The 15,035-nt window shown below is 70.7% G+C and carries 10 protein-coding genes; 6 read left to right on the top strand and 4 right to left on the bottom strand.

Annotation, left to right across the window (positions count from 1 at the left end; all coding sequences use genetic code 11):
* Nucleotides 1-120: 120 nt before the first annotated feature.
* A complete protein-coding gene (locus F0357_RS04970) occupies nt 121-2,574 on the bottom strand; it encodes a YbcC family protein (RefSeq protein ID WP_153479359.1) in 2,454 nt (817 codons plus the stop codon).
* Between the two features lie 19 nt (nt 2,575-2,593).
* Complete coding sequence (locus F0357_RS04975) at nt 2,594-4,153, bottom strand: proton-conducting transporter transmembrane domain-containing protein (protein ID WP_312861454.1); 1,560 nt, start codon at nt 4,151-4,153, stop codon at nt 2,594-2,596.
* 105 nt (nt 4,154-4,258) lie between these two features.
* Between F0357_RS04975 and F0357_RS04980 the strand changes: the two genes are divergently transcribed.
* The 3 genes from F0357_RS04980 to F0357_RS04990 all read left to right on the top strand — a co-directional run bounded on the left by F0357_RS04980 (nt 4,259) and on the right by F0357_RS04990 (nt 6,975).
* A complete protein-coding gene (locus tag F0357_RS04980) occupies nt 4,259-5,152 on the top strand; it encodes a LysR family transcriptional regulator (protein ID WP_153479360.1) in 894 nt (297 codons plus the stop codon).
* 125 nt (nt 5,153-5,277) lie between these two features.
* On the top strand, nt 5,278-5,895 hold the full coding sequence (locus F0357_RS04985; protein ID WP_153479361.1) for a LysE family translocator: 618 nt from the start codon (nt 5,278-5,280) through the stop codon (nt 5,893-5,895).
* 174 nt (nt 5,896-6,069) lie between these two features.
* Nucleotides 6,070-6,975: a DMT family transporter gene (locus F0357_RS04990; RefSeq protein WP_246161358.1), complete on the top strand. Its 906-nt coding sequence runs from the start codon at nt 6,070-6,072 to the stop codon at nt 6,973-6,975.
* 49 nt (nt 6,976-7,024) lie between these two features.
* Here the strand turns inward: F0357_RS04990 and F0357_RS04995 are convergent, their stop codons facing one another.
* Nucleotides 7,025-7,867, bottom strand: a complete 843-nt coding sequence (locus F0357_RS04995) for an RNA methyltransferase (RefSeq protein ID WP_153479362.1) — start codon at nt 7,865-7,867, stop codon at nt 7,025-7,027.
* A 238-nt stretch (nt 7,868-8,105) separates the two neighbouring features.
* Here F0357_RS04995 and F0357_RS05000 point away from each other — a divergent pair, with 238 nt between their 5' ends.
* From F0357_RS05000 to lexA, 3 genes are all read left to right on the top strand, one after another.
* Nucleotides 8,106-9,644 (top strand): amino acid permease, encoded by a 1,539-nt coding sequence (locus F0357_RS05000; RefSeq protein WP_153479363.1) that lies wholly within the window; start codon nt 8,106-8,108, stop codon nt 9,642-9,644.
* A 216-nt stretch (nt 9,645-9,860) separates the two neighbouring features.
* Complete coding sequence (locus tag F0357_RS05005; protein ID WP_153479364.1) at nt 9,861-11,078, top strand: NADP-dependent isocitrate dehydrogenase; 1,218 nt, start codon at nt 9,861-9,863, stop codon at nt 11,076-11,078.
* A gap of 238 nt (nt 11,079-11,316) precedes the next feature.
* Complete coding sequence (gene lexA, locus F0357_RS05010; RefSeq protein WP_153479365.1) at nt 11,317-12,027, top strand: transcriptional repressor LexA; 711 nt, start codon at nt 11,317-11,319, stop codon at nt 12,025-12,027.
* A gap of 278 nt (nt 12,028-12,305) precedes the next feature.
* Here the strand turns inward: lexA and F0357_RS05015 are convergent, their stop codons facing one another.
* Entirely contained in the window at nt 12,306-14,708 is a 2,403-nt protein-coding gene (locus F0357_RS05015; protein WP_208948225.1) for a ComEC/Rec2 family competence protein, read from the bottom strand.
* Nucleotides 14,709-15,035: the final 327 nt, after the last annotated feature.

The raw sequence follows: 15,035 nt of genomic DNA on the forward strand, positions 1-15,035 counted from the left end.
CAAAGCCCTGATTCAACAATAGACGTCAAATTGAGAAAGCGACTTTCATATATCGCCCCTCACTTTCATCTTCTCTTGGCTCTTGAGCGCATAAGCCGGTCCGGCTGAACCCCGCCCCCGTCACCCCAACCCGCTCCCCTCCCCCACCACCGACCACGCCAGGCCCGGTTCGTAGCGCCAGGCCATGCGGCCGGTGTCGTCGAGGGCGAAGAGGTGGAGCCAGCGGTTGTCGAACAAAGCGCGCACCCCGGAATGGCGGGCGAGGACGGCGAGGATCGCCTCGCGCGGGGCCTCGATGAGGACCGAGAGGCGCAAGGGGTCGTGGACGAAGCGCTCGCCGTCGTGCACCGATTGCCACGGCAGGCCACCGCGTAAGGTCCCGCCGTTGCCCTCGACGACACCCACGCCGCCGGTGACGTTGTGGAGGAGCTTGTTGCCGCCGCCGAACGCCGCCGGGGCGACCGCCGAGCCGTAATATTGCAAGCTGATCCAGCTCGCGACCACCACCGGCGCGGTCAGGATGAGCTCCAAGACCCGGAAGTCGACGTCCCGCGCCCACACATAATCATGCAGGAAGACCCGGCCTTCCAGGTTGCGGTCGATCGTCCGCGACCGCGGCGCCGCGACGAAGGCCTGGCAGCCGGCGAGGCCCCATTCGGGGCGGGTCTGCGCCCAATCCCGGCTCCGCGCGGCGACCGCGTCGGCATCCGTCGCGCCGGGCAGCCGCACGGCGCGCTCGGCCCGGGCGATCTCGCCGGCCGCCGCGAGCCAGGCTTCCGCGCGGGCGAGATCGCCGGCGGAAGGCCCGGTCGGGGCGGCCTGTGCGGCACCGGCACCCCGGCCGAGGGCGGTGCCGGCGGGCGCGTCGAACCGGTAGAGGGTGACGCGGTCCGTCGTGGTGTCGTGCAGGCCGGCGACGAAGCGCGTGTCGGCGGGAATGGCGATGCCTTTCTCCAAGAGCCCGCTCCGCACCGCGTCGTCGTTCAAGAGCCCGGCGAGAAGCCGCGCGTTGACCTCGCCCGAATAGCCGCCGCAGGCGCCGCACTGGAGCGCGCTCGCGTGCGGATTGTTGACCACGTCGGCGCCGTGACCGAGGAGGAGGACGAGCGGCGCGAACCGCTCGGTCAGCGACATCGCCCGAAGCACCGTCTCGGCCGCGGCGATCCGCGCGTCGAGGCCCGGATCGAGGGCGAAGCGCGGCGCGGGACCGGCCGCGGGCGGCGCGTGCTTGCAGTGCAGAGCATCACCGAGAAGCTTGCCGGCATAGATCGGCCCGGTCGCCTCCACGAAGGCGAACGAGGAGACCGCCGCGAGCTTGAAGCGCCCCCAGGCCCGCTTCGCCCGCGCCTTGATGCGCGCCGCCCGGTCAGCGCCCGCGTCCGCCGCCGTGCCGGCGCAGGTGAACAGGCCGGGTTCGAGGAGAACCGGCAGCCGCCGCTCCACGAGATCCGACGCGAAGCGCCGGTGCGCCGTGCCGAGGCCGAAGAAGCCGGCGAAGCCGAGGGTCTCGATACCGGGATCGAGGCTTTCGAGCGCCCGCCGCATGACCTCCGACCTGACGTCGATGCAGAAGGCCGCCTGAAGCGCGGGCCTCGCGGGTGCCGCCGCGGCCGCAGGGGCATTTCCGGGGAACGCCGCGGCGAGGCCCCGCTGGGCGGCGCGCTCGGCCGCCTCCTGGAGGATCGCGTCGACGACGAGGTCCGGCGTCGGCGCGATCGGCGCAGCATGGGCCGCCCGCGCCCGCGCCCACGCCTCGGCGATCGCCGCCTCGTAGTGCACGAACAGCGCCTCCTCCCAGACCAGCCGGACCGCGAGCAGATCGGTGAGCGCCGCGTCGCTGCCACCGCCGAGTTCGGCCTCGAACAGCCGGTAGCGGGCATATTGGGCCCAGCCGCCGAGCGTCGACAGGAGCCGGTGGTAGACCGAACCGAGGGCGGCCTCTTCGAGGCCGAGCCGGTCGCTCGCCCGCACCGCCGCCGCCCCGGCATCCTCCGGCGCCTCGAAGACATGGAGCGCGAAGCCCTTGAGGCCGGCGATCTCGGGGGTGAGGTCGTGGGTGGCGACGGCCCGCCACGCGGCGTACACCCCCTTGCCCCGCGGTGCCGCCCAGAGCGCCTGCCCCTCGTCAAACTGGCCGGCGGCGAACGCACCGAGCCGTTCGGCGATGAGGCCCGGCCAATCGATGCCGGAGACGGCGGCGGCGAGGTCGGCGACCGTCGGCAGCGCTTGCGGTTCCGGCGTGTCGGTGGCGATCGCCGCCTGCAACACGGCGAGGTCGGCGGGCCGCAGCGCGGCAGGCGCGGCGGCCCAGGCCGCGGCGAGATCGGCCGGCGTGATCGCGCCGGCACTGATCCTGTCGCGGTACCAAGCCCGCGGCATCGTCACCGCGATGCCGGCGGCCCGGGCGAGCCGTGCTGCCGCCTGAGCGAGCGGCTCCCCGGCCTGGCCGAGGAAGGGATTGACCGCGACATTCGCGGCGAGCAGCCACAGCGGCGGGATCGCCCGCGCCGCCTCGTCGGCCGCTTCACGAACCGCCCGGGTGATCGAGAGCGGCGCATCGAACATGTAGGACATCGAGGGAGCTCCGGTTCGATCAGGTGAGGCCACGCGTCGACCAGCCGCCGATCAGCCGGTCGAACACCGCATTGACGTAGAAGCCGTTCGAGAGATGGACGCGGAACCCCGCCGCGGCCGGGTGATCGGCCCACAGGGGGAACATCGCCTGGACGACGGCGACGAGGCCGAAGCTCACGACGACGAGGAGGATCAGCGCATCCTCGAGGGGGCCGGGCGGTGGCGGCGACGGCAGCACGCCCGCGGTGACGGTCGCCGCCGCGGTCTGGAGCGCGAAATAGCCGACGGAGGTCGCCACCGCGTAGAGCGCGGTGCGGCGGGTCAGCGCCCACGGCGCGGCGTCGGCGAAGCCCTGGGCGAGCATGTAGGCGACGCCGAAGATCAGGATGGCGCCGAGCGCGAGCGCCTGGGGCGACTTGTGCTGGAGGCCGAACGCGAGGCCGACGGCGACATAGAGCACCAAAGCCGCGACGAAGGCCCGGCCGACGGCACCGGCATCGGGAATGGCGACCGGCCCGGGGCGGCGGGTCGCCGCGACGCGTTCCACCGCGCCGCCCGAGGCGAGGAAGGAGTGCGCCTTGTAGAGCGAGTGGGCGACGACGTGCAGGAGCGCGAGCGGAAACAGCGCGAGCCCGCATTCGAGGATCATGAAGCCCATCTGGGCGATCGTGGACCAGGCGAGCGAGGTCTTGACCGCCGGCTGGGTCAGCATCACGAGGCTGCCGAACAGGGCCGTGAAGCCGCCGACCATGACGAGCCCGGCGAGCGTCGCCGGCGACAGCAGCATCACGTCGGCGAAGCGGATGATGAGGAAGCCGCCCGCATTGACGACGCCGGCATGGAGCAGGGCCGAGACGGGCGTCGGCGCTTCCATCACCTCGGTCAGCCAGCCGTGGGTCGGGAACTGCGCGGACTTGAGGCCCGCCGCCACCGCGAGGAAGGCGGCCGCCGCGACCGCCGCGCCGCCGCCCTGCCCTTCGCGGGCGGCGGCGAGCATGGCGCCGATGTCGGTCGTGCCGTAGGCGTGGATCAGAAGGCCCACCGCGAGAGCGAGGGCGACGTCGCCGGCGCGGGCGACGAGGAATTTCTTGCGCGCGGCCCGGCGTGCGGCGACGCGGCCGGGATAGAACAGGAGAAGCCGGTGCAGGAAGAGGCTCGTCGCGATCCAGGCGCCGAGAAGCTGCACGACGTTGCCCGCGGTGACGAGGAGAAGGACCGCGGCGAGCGTCAGGCAGAGGTTCCCCAGGAACGGTCCCTGCCGCGCCTCACCGTCGAGATAGGTCCCGGCGAACCGCACCACGATCCAGCCGATGAAGGCGACGAGGAGGAGCATCGTCAGGCTGACGATGTCGGCCCGCACCGAGAGGCCGACACCCCAGAACCCGAGAAGCGGGCTCGCCCCGGACCCGGTGACGAAGAGGCCGACGATGGCCGCCAGCGCGAGGGCGAGCGTGACGAGCGTCGCCACCTCGGCGATCTTCGGGCTTCGCTTCGGCCGCGGCGCGGGATCGGCGAAGCAGGGGATCGCGGCGATGAGGAGCGGGATCGGCGCCAGCAAGGGCAGGATGTGGATCGGCACGGGCTTTCCCCTTCGACGAACCTCGGTCGAAGGGCTTCGTAGCCAAGCGCGTTCGCTTATAAAAATTCATTGTTTAGGAGATATCGTTCGCTTTAAGAGAACGATATGGCCGAGCTCAACTACAACCACCTGCGCTATTTCTGGGCCGTCGCCCACGAGGGCAGCCTGACGCGGGCGGCCGAGCGGCTGCATCTCTCCCAATCGGCGCTGTCAGTGCAGATCCAGAAGCTCGAGGCGCGCATCGGCCATCCCCTGTTCGAGCGCACCGGCAAGAAGCTCGTCCTCACCGAGGCCGGCCGCATCGCGCTCGATTATGCCGACACCGTCTTCAAGGCCGGCGACGAGCTCGTCAGCACGCTCCAAGGCCGGCCGGTCGCGCGCCGCCAGGTTCTCCGGGTCGGCGCGCTGCCGACTTTGTCGCGCAATTTCCAGCTCGAGTTCCTGCGCCCCCTCGTCGGCCGCCCGGACGTCGAGCTCGTGCTGCGCTCGGGCAACATGCGCGATCTCCTCGCCCAGATCGAAGCCCACGCCATCGACGTGGTGCTGTCGAACGGCGCGGCCCCGCGGGACGCGCGCTCGGCGCTGCGCAACCACCTGATCGACGAACAGCCCGTCAGCCTGGTCGGCCGTCCGCGCGCGGACGGGCGGCCGTTCCGCTTCCCCGAGGACCTGAAGACCGAGCCGGTCCTGTTGCCGAGCCTCGACAGCGCGATCCGCGTCGCCTTCGACCACGTCCTCGATCTCGCCGGCGTCCGGCCCGTGATCCTCGCCGAGGTCGACGACATGGCGATGCTCCGCCTCCTCGCCCGCGAACGGGAGGGCGTCGCGCTGGTGCCGCCGATCGTCGTGCGCGACGAGCTCGATTCCGGCGTCCTGGTCGAGCATTGCCGCATTCCCGACGTGACCGAGACGTTCTACGCCATCGTCCAGACCCGGCGCTTTCCGAACCCGCTGCTCGCCGAGCTCCTGCCGCGCAGCCCCCGCTTGACGCCGGATTGAACGGCGGCGCCTCGCGATGACAACGGCCCCACCTTGATTTCTTCGCCGTGCGGCGGGATGCAGGGACGAGAGGCGCGCGCCGCCTGCGCAGCGTCCCGACCGCCCTCCCTGAGCCGGATCCGCCGATGTCCTACCTGCCGCAATTGCTCACCCTCGCCGCCGTGCTTCTGCTCGCCTGCATCAGCCCGGGGCCGGACTTCATCGCGGTCACCTCGCATGCGCTGGCGAGCCGGCGGCGCGGCCTCGGGGTCGCGCTCGGCGTCGCGGCGGCCTGCGTGGTGTGGGCCTCGCTCGCGATGTTCGGGCTCGGCGTCCTCCTCGTGCGCATCTCGTGGCTCTACGAGGCGATCCGCGTCGTCGGCGCGCTCTATCTGATTTATCTCGGCGCCAAGCTCCTGCTCTCGGCGCGGAAATCCTACGGCGCCCTCACCGTCGAAGCGGTCGAGGGCGACACCCGCTTCGCGCCGCGCATCGGTCTCCTCGTCGGCCTGACCAACCCGAAATCGGCGGCCTTCTTCGGCAGCCTGTTCGTCACCGTGCTGCCGGTCGGCGCCCCGCTCTGGGTGCAGGGGGCGACGCTCGCCATCGTCGCCTTGGTCGCCGGCGGCTGGTTCACCCTCGTCGCCTACATGTTCTCGGCCAAGCGGGTGCGCAGCCTCTATGCCCGGGTGCGCCGCCCCATCGACGCCGTGATGGGCGCGATCCTGGTCGGGCTCGGCGTCCACCTCGCGGCGAGCCGCTGACGGGACGCCGCGCCGGCGTCGCCTCCTGACAGGACGATGTCGGCAGGCGCTCTCGCCGGGGCGCGCGAGAGATGACAGGGTGGGACACCGAAACCCGGCCGGTGCGTTTCACACGCCACGGCCGATCCCAGCGCACTCTCCCGCCCGCCCGAACTCCCAGCCTGCGAGCCCGCCTTGGTCCGTTCCCGCTCCTATCTCGTCGGTGTCGCGCTGGTGACGATGGCCACGCTCATGTGGAGCTCGGCCGGGCTCTTCATGCGCTCCCTCGATCTCGACCTCGCCACCATCCAGGTCTGGCGCGCGCTGTTCGGTGCCCTCTCGCTGTTTCTCATCATCCTCGGCGAGCACGGCCGCAGGGCGCCGCAGGCGATCGCCTCGATCGGCCGGATCGGCTTCCTCGTCGCCGTGCCGCTCTCCGCCGTGTCGATGCTCGCCTTCGTGGTGGCGCTCAAGCTCACGACCGTCGCCAACGTCATGATCGTCTACGCGACGGTGCCGTTCCTCGCCGCGGGCGTCGCCTTCGTCTGGGTGCGGGAGCGCCCGGAACGGCGAGTCGTCATCGCGAGTTGCATCGCGCTCGCCGGCGTCGTGGTGATGGCGGGCGGCGCTGCCAAGGGCGAGGATATCGCTGGCAGCTTCGCTTCGTTCGTGATGACCGCGACCTTCGCCGTCTTGGTCGTCATGGCGCGGCGCTATCGCGGCATGCCGATGGCGCCGATCAACGCGGTCGGCGGTCTCCTCTGCGCCGCCATGGCGTGGCCCTTCGCCGGCGTGCAGGGGCTTCCGAACCTGCATGATCTGGTGATCCTCGCCGCCTTCGGCTCGATCACCACCGGCCTCGCCTATCTTCTTTTCCTGACCGGCAGCCGCCGCATGCCCTCCAGCGAGGCCGGGCTGATCGCCCTCCTCGACGTGATCCTGGGACCGACCTGGGTCTGGCTCGCCTTCGGAGAACGGCCGAGCCTGCTCGCGCTCGTCGGCGGCGCGCTCGTGCTGGGCGCGCTCGTCTGGTATCTCGCCCGCGGCCTGTTCGCCGCCCCGGTCGGTGGGCGTCAGGCCGCGCAAGACGGTGGGCTCTGACGGCAGGTTCTGAGGCGCGCTGCGCCGGCCGCGCCGACGGCCCTTTCGATCAGCCCTCGCTCGGCGTCTCCGGCGGAGCGCTCGGCATGACCCCTCTGCGCTTCGGCGGCGTCCGGGCCGGGCCGCGCTGCCGCGTCGGCCGGGTCGAGCGGCCTTCGAGCGCGGCGACGACGCCGCGCAGCGTCCGCACCTCCTGTGACGTCAGCGCCATCTTCTGGAAGATGCCGCGCAACGCCCGCACCATCACCGGCCGCTTCTCGACCGGGCGGAAATAGGACGCGTCGTCGAGCGAGCCCTCGATGTGCTCCATCAGGCCGAGGAGCTCCTCCTTGCTCGCCGTGCCGGAGGATTCGTAGGCCGCGAAGGGCAGCGCCCCGCCGGTCGCGAGCCGCCGCCATTCATAGGCGACGATCAGAACCGCCTGGGCGATGTTGAGGGAGGAGAAGCGCGGATCGACCGGCAGGGTCAGGATGGCGTCCGACAGTGCCACCTCGTCGTTGTCGAGCCCGACCCGTTCGCGCCCGAACAGGATCGCCGTGCGGGTGCCGGCGCGGCCGGCGACGGCGGTGCGCCCCGCCGCCTCCTCAGGCCCGACGACCGGCTTCGCCATGTCACGCGAGCGGGCGGTCGTCGCGAACACGAGCCCGCAATCGGCGATCGCCGCCTCGAGGGTGTCGAAAACGCGGATCGATTCGAGCACCAGTTCCGAGCGGGACGCCGCGGCGAGCCCGCGCTCGTTCGGCCAGCCGTCGCGCGGGGCGACCAGCCGAAGCTCGGGCAGGCCGAAATTCGCCATGGCGCGGATCGCCGTGCCGATATTCTCGGCGAGTTGGATCTCCACCAGGACGACGACGGGCGGCGGAAGCAGGGAAAGATCGGATTTTTCGGTCATGGCTCGCGGTTCGGATCGGTCCCGGCGGCGGCGCGGGCGGGCCGGCCGGGCGTGTCGTCCAGGCTAAAGCCACCCCGCGACCGATTTGTCCACTCACACCGACCACAAAAGCACGCCCGTTCCAAGAAAAAGGCTTGGCGCGCCAAAGGCTCCTCCCCATGCTGGCGGTGTTGTGTACGCGAGGTCGCCGACTGGGGGCGCGCTCGGCGGTGGTGCTTACGAGGCTTGGGGGAATTTGATGACTGTTTCCACGAACGGCGTTCCGGCGTCCTCCAACGCCGACGGCTCGCTCAGCCCGGACGAGAATGTCGACGTCAGCGCCTTCGACAAGAAGGCTTGGCTCGCCTCCCACGATCACGGGCTGCATCACGGGCTGAGCCGCCGCCAGGTGCAGATGATCGCGATCGGCGGCGCCATCGGCACCGGCCTCTTCCTCGGCGCCGGCGCGCGGCTTCAGCAGACCGGCCCGTCGCTCGCCATCGTCTATCTCGTCTGCGGCGTGTTCGCGTTCCTGATCCTGCGGGCCCTCGGCGAGCTCGTCATGCATCGCCCGAGCAGCGGCAGCTTCGTCTCCTATGCTCGCGAATTCCTTGGCGAAGGCGCGTCCTATGTCGCCGGCTGGCTCTATTTCCTGAATTGGGCGATGGCCGGCATCGTCGATATCACCGCCGTCGCCCTCTACATGCATTATTGGAGCGCCTTCGGTGAGGTACCCCAATGGGTGTTCGCCCTCATCGCGATGTGCCTCGTCACGGCCCTCAATCTCATCAACGTCAAATATTTCGGCGAGATGGAATTCTGGTTCGCGGTGGTGAAGGTCGGCGCGCTGAGCCTTTTCCTCATCGTCGGCACGGTGCTCCTCAGCCTCGGCATCGGGCTCGAGGGCTATCACACCGGCTTCACGCTCATCACCAACCACGGCGGCTTCTTCCCCCACGGCATGCTGCCGGCGCTGGTGCTGGTTCAGGGCGTGGTGTTCGCCTATGCCGGCGTCGAGCTCATCGGCATCGCCGCCGGCGAGTGCAAGGACGTCCGCACCGTGCTGCCGAAGGCGGTCAACGGCGTGATCTGGCGCATCGCGCTGTTCTATGTCGGCTCCGTCATCCTGCTCGTCTGCCTGCTGCCGTGGAGCGCCTACAGCGGTTCGGAGAGCCCGTTCGTCACCTTGTTCAAGGCGCTCGGCGTGCCCGGCATCGGCTCGGCCATGAATGTCGTGGTGCTGACCGCGGCACTGTCGAGCCTCAATTCCGGGCTCTATTCGACCGGCCGGGTGCTGCGTTCCCTCGCCATGGGCGGCTCGGCCCCGCCGGTGCTCGCCAAGCTCAACGCCCATTCCGTGCCGTTCGCCGGCATCATGGTGACGGTCTCGATCTACGCCATCGGCGTCGTGCTCAATTATCTCGTCCCGGCGAGCGTGTTCGAGCTCGTCATCAACATCGCCTCGCTCGGCATCCTGTCGACCTGGGCCTTCATCCTGGTCTGCCAGCTCCGCCTGCGGGCGGCGATCAAGCGCGGCGAGGCGGAGCCCGTCTCCTTCCGCATGCCGGGCGCCCCCTTCACCACCTGGATCACCCTCGCCTTCCTCGCCGGCGTGCTCGTGCTGATGGCGTTCGATTATCCCCACGGAACCTTCACCGTGGCGTCGATCCCGGTGCTCGCCATCCTCCTCTATGTCGGCTGGCACCTCCTCAAGCGGGTCCACCCGATGAACCCGACCATCCCGTCCGCCGTGCTGACCCAGCGCGTCCTCGGCGGCGGCGAGGGCAAGGCGAGCTGAGGCAAGGCCGGCTGAGGCAAGGCGGGGTGAGGCAAGCGTGATCGAAGCAAGCCGGGTCGAGGCTTATTGCGTCCGCCCCGACCTTTGCCCCTGCCCGCCGAGAGTGCTATAGCCCCGCCTTGACGAGCGGCGGGCTCAGCGAGCCCGCGCCCGGCACCTCCCTGCCGCGCAGCGCGCACCATCCGTCCCGACATTCCTCCCGAGAGGCCATCGCCCATGTCCAAGATCAAGGTCGCCAACCCGGTCGTCGAACTCGACGGCGACGAGATGACCCGCATCATCTGGCAGCACATCAAGGACAAGCTGATCCACCCCTACCTCGACGTGCCGCTCGAATATTACGATCTCGGCATCGAGCACCGCGACGCCACCAACGACAAGGTGACGGTGGACGCGGCGGAAGCGATCAAGCGGGTCGGCGTCGGCGTGAAGTGCGCCACCATCACACCCGACGAGGCGCGGGTGAAGGAATTCGGCCTCAAGGAGATGTGGAAGTCCCCGAACGGCACGATCCGCAACATCCTCGGCGGCGTGATCTTCCGCGAGCCGATCATCTGCCGCAACGTGCCGCGCCTCGTACCCGGCTGGACCCAGCCGATCGTCGTCGGCCGCCACGCCTTCGGCGACCAGTACAAGGCGACCGACTTCAAGGTGCCGGGCAAGGGCAAGCTCACCCTCACCTTCGTCGGCGAGGACGGCACCAAGATCGAGCGGGAGGTGTTCAACTTCCCCGGCTCCGGCGTCGCGCTCGCGATGTACAACCTCGACGATTCGATCCGCGACTTCGCCCGCGCCTCGCTCAATTACGGCCTGCAGCGCAAGTACCCGGTTTATCTCTCGACCAAGAACACCATCCTCAAGGCCTATGACGGCCGCTTCAAGGATCTGTTCCAGGAGATCTACGACGCCGAGTTCGCCGAGGCGTTCAAGGCGGCCGGCATCCATTACGAGCACCGCCTGATCGACGACATGGTGGCGTCGAGCCTGAAGTGGTCGGGCGGCTATGTCTGGGCCTGCAAGAACTATGACGGCGACGTCCAGTCCGACACCGTCGCCCAGGGCTACGGCTCGCTCGGCCTGATGACCTCCGTGCTGATGACGCCGGACGGCAAGACCGTCGAGGCCGAGGCGGCCCACGGCACGGTGACCCGCCACTACCGCCAGCACCAGCGCGGCGAGGAGACCTCGACCAACTCGATGGCCTCGATCTTCGCCTGGACCCGCGGCCTCCTGCACCGCGCCAAGCTCGACGACAACGCCGATCTGAAGCGCTTCGCCGAGACCCTGGAAGCGGTGTGCGTCGAGACCGTCGAGGCCGGCGCGATGACCAAGGACCTCGCCCTCCTCGTCGGCGACACCCAGTCGTGGCTCTCCACGACGGGCTTCCTCGAAAAGATCGCCCAGAACCTCGAAGCCAAGATGTCCGCTTGGTGAGACCGATGACGGCCGATCCCCGGATCGTCTGATCCGATCGACTGCCCGGCACCAACGGCCGAGACCGAAGCCCTCCCCTGCGGGAGGGCTTTTTCTTTGTGCACCCGACCCCACACTTTCCCGGCCGAACCGCCTCGTTCCGCAACGGCAATTTAACCATTGCGGAACACAACTAGAACGGATAGCGTTTGTTCGCGGTTTGTACACGAGATTCGGCCGGGGGCCGCTCGAGGGAACGATGCTCACGCGCAAGCAACACGAGCTCCTGATGTTCATTCACGAGCGGCTCAAGGAGAGCGGCGTGCCGCCCTCCTTCGAGGAGATGAAGGACGCGCTCGATCTGCGCTCCAAGTCCGGCATCCACCGCCTCATCACGGCGCTCGAGGAGCGCGGCTTCCTGCGCCGCCTGCCGAACCGGGCGCGTGCGCTCGAGGTGGTGCGGCTGCCCGAATCCGTGGCCCCGAGTCTCGCGGCCCCGAGATCCCGCGGGTTCGCCCCGAGCGTCATCGAGGGGTCCCGCGGCCGCGCGCCGGAGCCGCCGCCGCGGCCCGTCGCGGAGGAGCGCACCTCGATCGACGTGCCGGTGATGGGCCGCATCGCGGCGGGCGTACCGATCGAGGCGATCCAGAGCCAGAGCCATTCGATCCCCGTGCCGATCGAGATGCTGCCGCCGGGCGATCATTTCGCTCTCGAAGTGCGCGGCGATTCGATGATCGAGGCGGGCATTCTCGACGGCGACACCGTCGTCATCCGCCGCGGCGAGACGGCGGACACCGGCGACATCGTGGTCGCCCTCGTCGACGACGCGGAAGCGACGCTGAAACGCCTGCGCAAGAAAGGCGCGTCCATCGCCCTCGAGGCGGCGAACCCGGCCTATGAGACCCGAATCTTCGGGCCGGACCGCGTGCGCATTCAGGGCAAGCTGGTCGCGTTGCTTCGGCGGTACTGAGGGCGGTCGGACCACCGTCATTACGAGACCGGCCGGCCGGCTGGGTTGAGACGCCGGAGGGCAGTTCGGGCGGACGCGGAAGCAGCCTCGGCGTGGTGCGAGGTGACGTCCGTCGCGCCCGGCGATGCACGCGGCGGGCGTTGAGACACAACCACATATCGAACGCGGACGCTGGCTTGCGGCCGCGCCCTCGCAAGCAAGAGCGTGCCGGTCGGGTGCGTGGCAGAACAATGGGAACCGCGGTGATGTTGCGCGGACGCAGATGAGGCGCCGCACGGTCACGGTGCGGGCGCCGGTTCGCTTGACTCGCGCCTGCCGCGCTCTGCGAGGGCGGATGATGTCGGCGACGTCCAAGGTCGCCCTATCGTGCGTGACGTCAGGACGGCGAGGATGCGGGGCGGATCGGCCGTGTTGTCGACCCGGATCGCGAGGGCACCGCCGCGGGCGAGCATAGGCCCGTCGACGACGATCGCGGTCCGGCAATCGGGCGGACGGGCAAACGGCGTGACGACGATATCCGCGTCCGCGCAGGCGACGCCGCCGCCGGCGGGATTGCGCAGGAGGACGATCCGGAGCGCGCGCGCGGCGTCCGGCGTGCCCGCGAATTCTGGCATTGTCACATCCGTCTGTTGGCCGGACCCCTTGGAAGCAACCGGGGAGCCCTCGCGTCTCGGCACATCGAGCGTGCAGCGCACGGGGCCGCAGCGGGCCGCCGCGACGAGGCTCTTGTCCCGCGGAAGGCGCGGATCGCCGGCCATCGCGAGCCAGGTAGAGAGCGGCCGTTCGCCCCGACGCTCCGGCGCAACGACGGCAAGCCGACCCGGGCCATTCCGCCATGCGAGCATGCGGCCGTCCGCGGCGACCCAGAGATCGGGCGGGCGGGCCGTGACGAACAGGATCAAGGCCAGGCTCGCCGGGACGAGGGCGAGGCGGCGCCACGGTGCGATCGTGAGCGCGGCCCACAATAACGCAGCGACGAGCGCGAGCACGCCGGCGAGCGGCACATAGCCGACGCGGCCCATGTCGCCGGTCCAGGCCGCCACCCTGTCGGAGATCGCGACCATGATCTCGATCCCGGCCCCCATCGCCGCGAGCGGCAACGATTCGAGGCCGAACGGCATGGCGACGACGGAGAGCACCGCCGCCGGCATGATCACGAGGGAGATCACCGGCGCGGCGGCGAGATTGGCGACGAGGCTGAGCGGCGCCGCGCGGTGAAAGTGGTAGGCCGCGATCGGACCGGAGGCGAGGCCGGCGAGGAGCGAGGTCGCGACGAGGCCGAAGCCCCAGAGCACGACGAAGCGAACCCCCTTCGCGGCCGCGCCGCTGCCCGGCCCGAGGCTCACCACCGCGCCGAGCCAGGACGGCGCCTCCGCGTCGTCCTGCCGGCGGCGCCGCGCGGCGATCGCCTCGAAAGCAGCAACGAGGGCGATCACGGCCGCGAACGACATCTGGAAGCCGGCATTGAGAACGGACGAGGGCCGCGCCGCCATCACCGCCAAGGCGGCGAGCGCGACCGTGCGCAAGGTGAGCGCCGGGCGTCCGAGCGCGACCGCGAGGAGCGCGATCGCGATCATCACGAACGAGCGCTCGGTCGCCGGATCGCTGCCGGCGAGCACCATGTAGAAGGCCGCGGCGGGGAGCGCGGCAAGCGCCGCCCAGGCCTTGATGGGCCGCCGCAAGGCGAGCCCGGGCACCGCGGCCATCCCCGCCCGCAGCACGGCGAGAATGGTGCCGGCGACGAGGGTCATGTGGAGGCCGGAGATCGAGAGGACGTGGGTGAGCCCGCTCGCCCGCATGGAGTCCTCGATCGCCGGATCGATGCCTCCTCGCTCGCCGGCAATGAGCGCGACAGCGATCTCGCCGGGCGCGCCGGGCAGCGCGGCACGGATGCGCGCCGCGAGCGTCTCCCGCATCTCGGCGATCGCCGCGGCGAGCCGGAGCCGGGCCGGTGGCGGGCCGAGATCGACCTGCTCGGGCCGACCGTAGACGAAGCCCGTCGCGCCGATCCCGGCGAGGTAGAGGTCGCGTGCCGCATCGTAGCTTCCCGGCGCGTCGGGCCCGGCCGGCGGGGAGAGGCGCACCAGGAGCCGCACCCCGTCGCCGACCCGAAGGACCGCCGCGGAGGCCACCGCCGTCACCCGCACGCGGCGCGGCGTGCGCGCCGGCGCGACACGGTCGAGGCGCACGGCCTCGATCACCAGCCGGACGCGCCCGCCCGGCCGCAGGTCGCGATCGGCGACGAAGCCGGTGAGGCGCAGCGTCGCTTCGCGCGCCAGAACCGGCGCGGCGGCACGCTCCGTCTCGATCTTCGCGGCGAGCGCCCCGAGGAAGAAAGCCGCGGCGAGCACCGCGGCCCAATGGCCGCCGGCAGACCCGGCGCGCAGCGCGACGGCAGCGCCGGCGCACCCCGCCGCGGCGAGGGCGAGCGCGATCAGCGAGGGCTCGGCCGGCAGCGCGAAATAGAGCACGATGCCGGAGGCGCCCGCGACGGGGATCCAGAGGAAGCCGCGCCCGGCGGCGAGATCGATGTCGAGGGAGGTCCCGAGCCAGTCCCCGGCCCGCCCGGCGAGCGATGCGGCCCACCCGCCCCGGCCGGCCCGTTCGCCGTCCCCATGGTACGGCTCTGACGGTGGCGAAAACCCAGCCTCGCCAAAGTCCAGGGCGTCGAGATCGGTCACGCGGGGCGGATCGCCGCGCGTGCGGGCTCCGAGCCCTCGTCCGCGCTCGGCCATGGTGGTCAGCCCCGCCCAACCGAGACCCGATCAGCCGCTCATCGGCTGCGTCACGAACCTGCCGCACGGTTCGTCTTTGGTCCGGCCCGCTGCCATGCTACAGCAGCGCGCGCCCGCCTTTAAGCGGGTTTCCGCGCGAGCCCCCGAGGCGGCGTCCGGAAATCCCGTCGCCGAACTGCCGCGGCATCGGCGGGCAAAGCCCATCCGGTCCGTTCCCGGTGCCGCCCGCGTCCGCGCGGTCGTCCGGGGCCGTGCCCGATCGTTGTCGTTCCG

The sequence above is a fragment of the Segnochrobactrum spirostomi genome (assembly GCF_009600605.1).
GTDB classification, from domain to species: Bacteria; Pseudomonadota; Alphaproteobacteria; order Rhizobiales; family Segnochrobactraceae; genus Segnochrobactrum; species Segnochrobactrum spirostomi.

What these genes read in the sequence shown, in the direction of transcription:
- F0357_RS05000 (WP_153479363.1), top strand. Translation starts at nt 8,106, where the DNA reads ATGACTGTTTCCACGAACGGCGTTCCGGCGTCCTCCAACGCCGACGGC.
- F0357_RS05005 (WP_153479364.1), top strand. Translation starts at nt 9,861, where the DNA reads ATGTCCAAGATCAAGGTCGCCAACCCGGTCGTCGAACTCGACGGCGAC.
- lexA (WP_153479365.1), top strand. Translation starts at nt 11,317, where the DNA reads ATGCTCACGCGCAAGCAACACGAGCTCCTGATGTTCATTCACGAGCGG.
- F0357_RS04985 (WP_153479361.1), top strand. Translation starts at nt 5,278, where the DNA reads ATGTCCTACCTGCCGCAATTGCTCACCCTCGCCGCCGTGCTTCTGCTC.
- F0357_RS04995 (WP_153479362.1), bottom strand. Translation starts at nt 7,867, where the DNA reads ATGACCGAAAAATCCGATCTTTCCCTGCTTCCGCCGCCCGTCGTCGTC.
- F0357_RS04970 (WP_153479359.1), bottom strand. Translation starts at nt 2,574, where the DNA reads ATGTCCTACATGTTCGATGCGCCGCTCTCGATCACCCGGGCGGTTCGT.
- F0357_RS04980 (WP_153479360.1), top strand. Translation starts at nt 4,259, where the DNA reads ATGGCCGAGCTCAACTACAACCACCTGCGCTATTTCTGGGCCGTCGCC.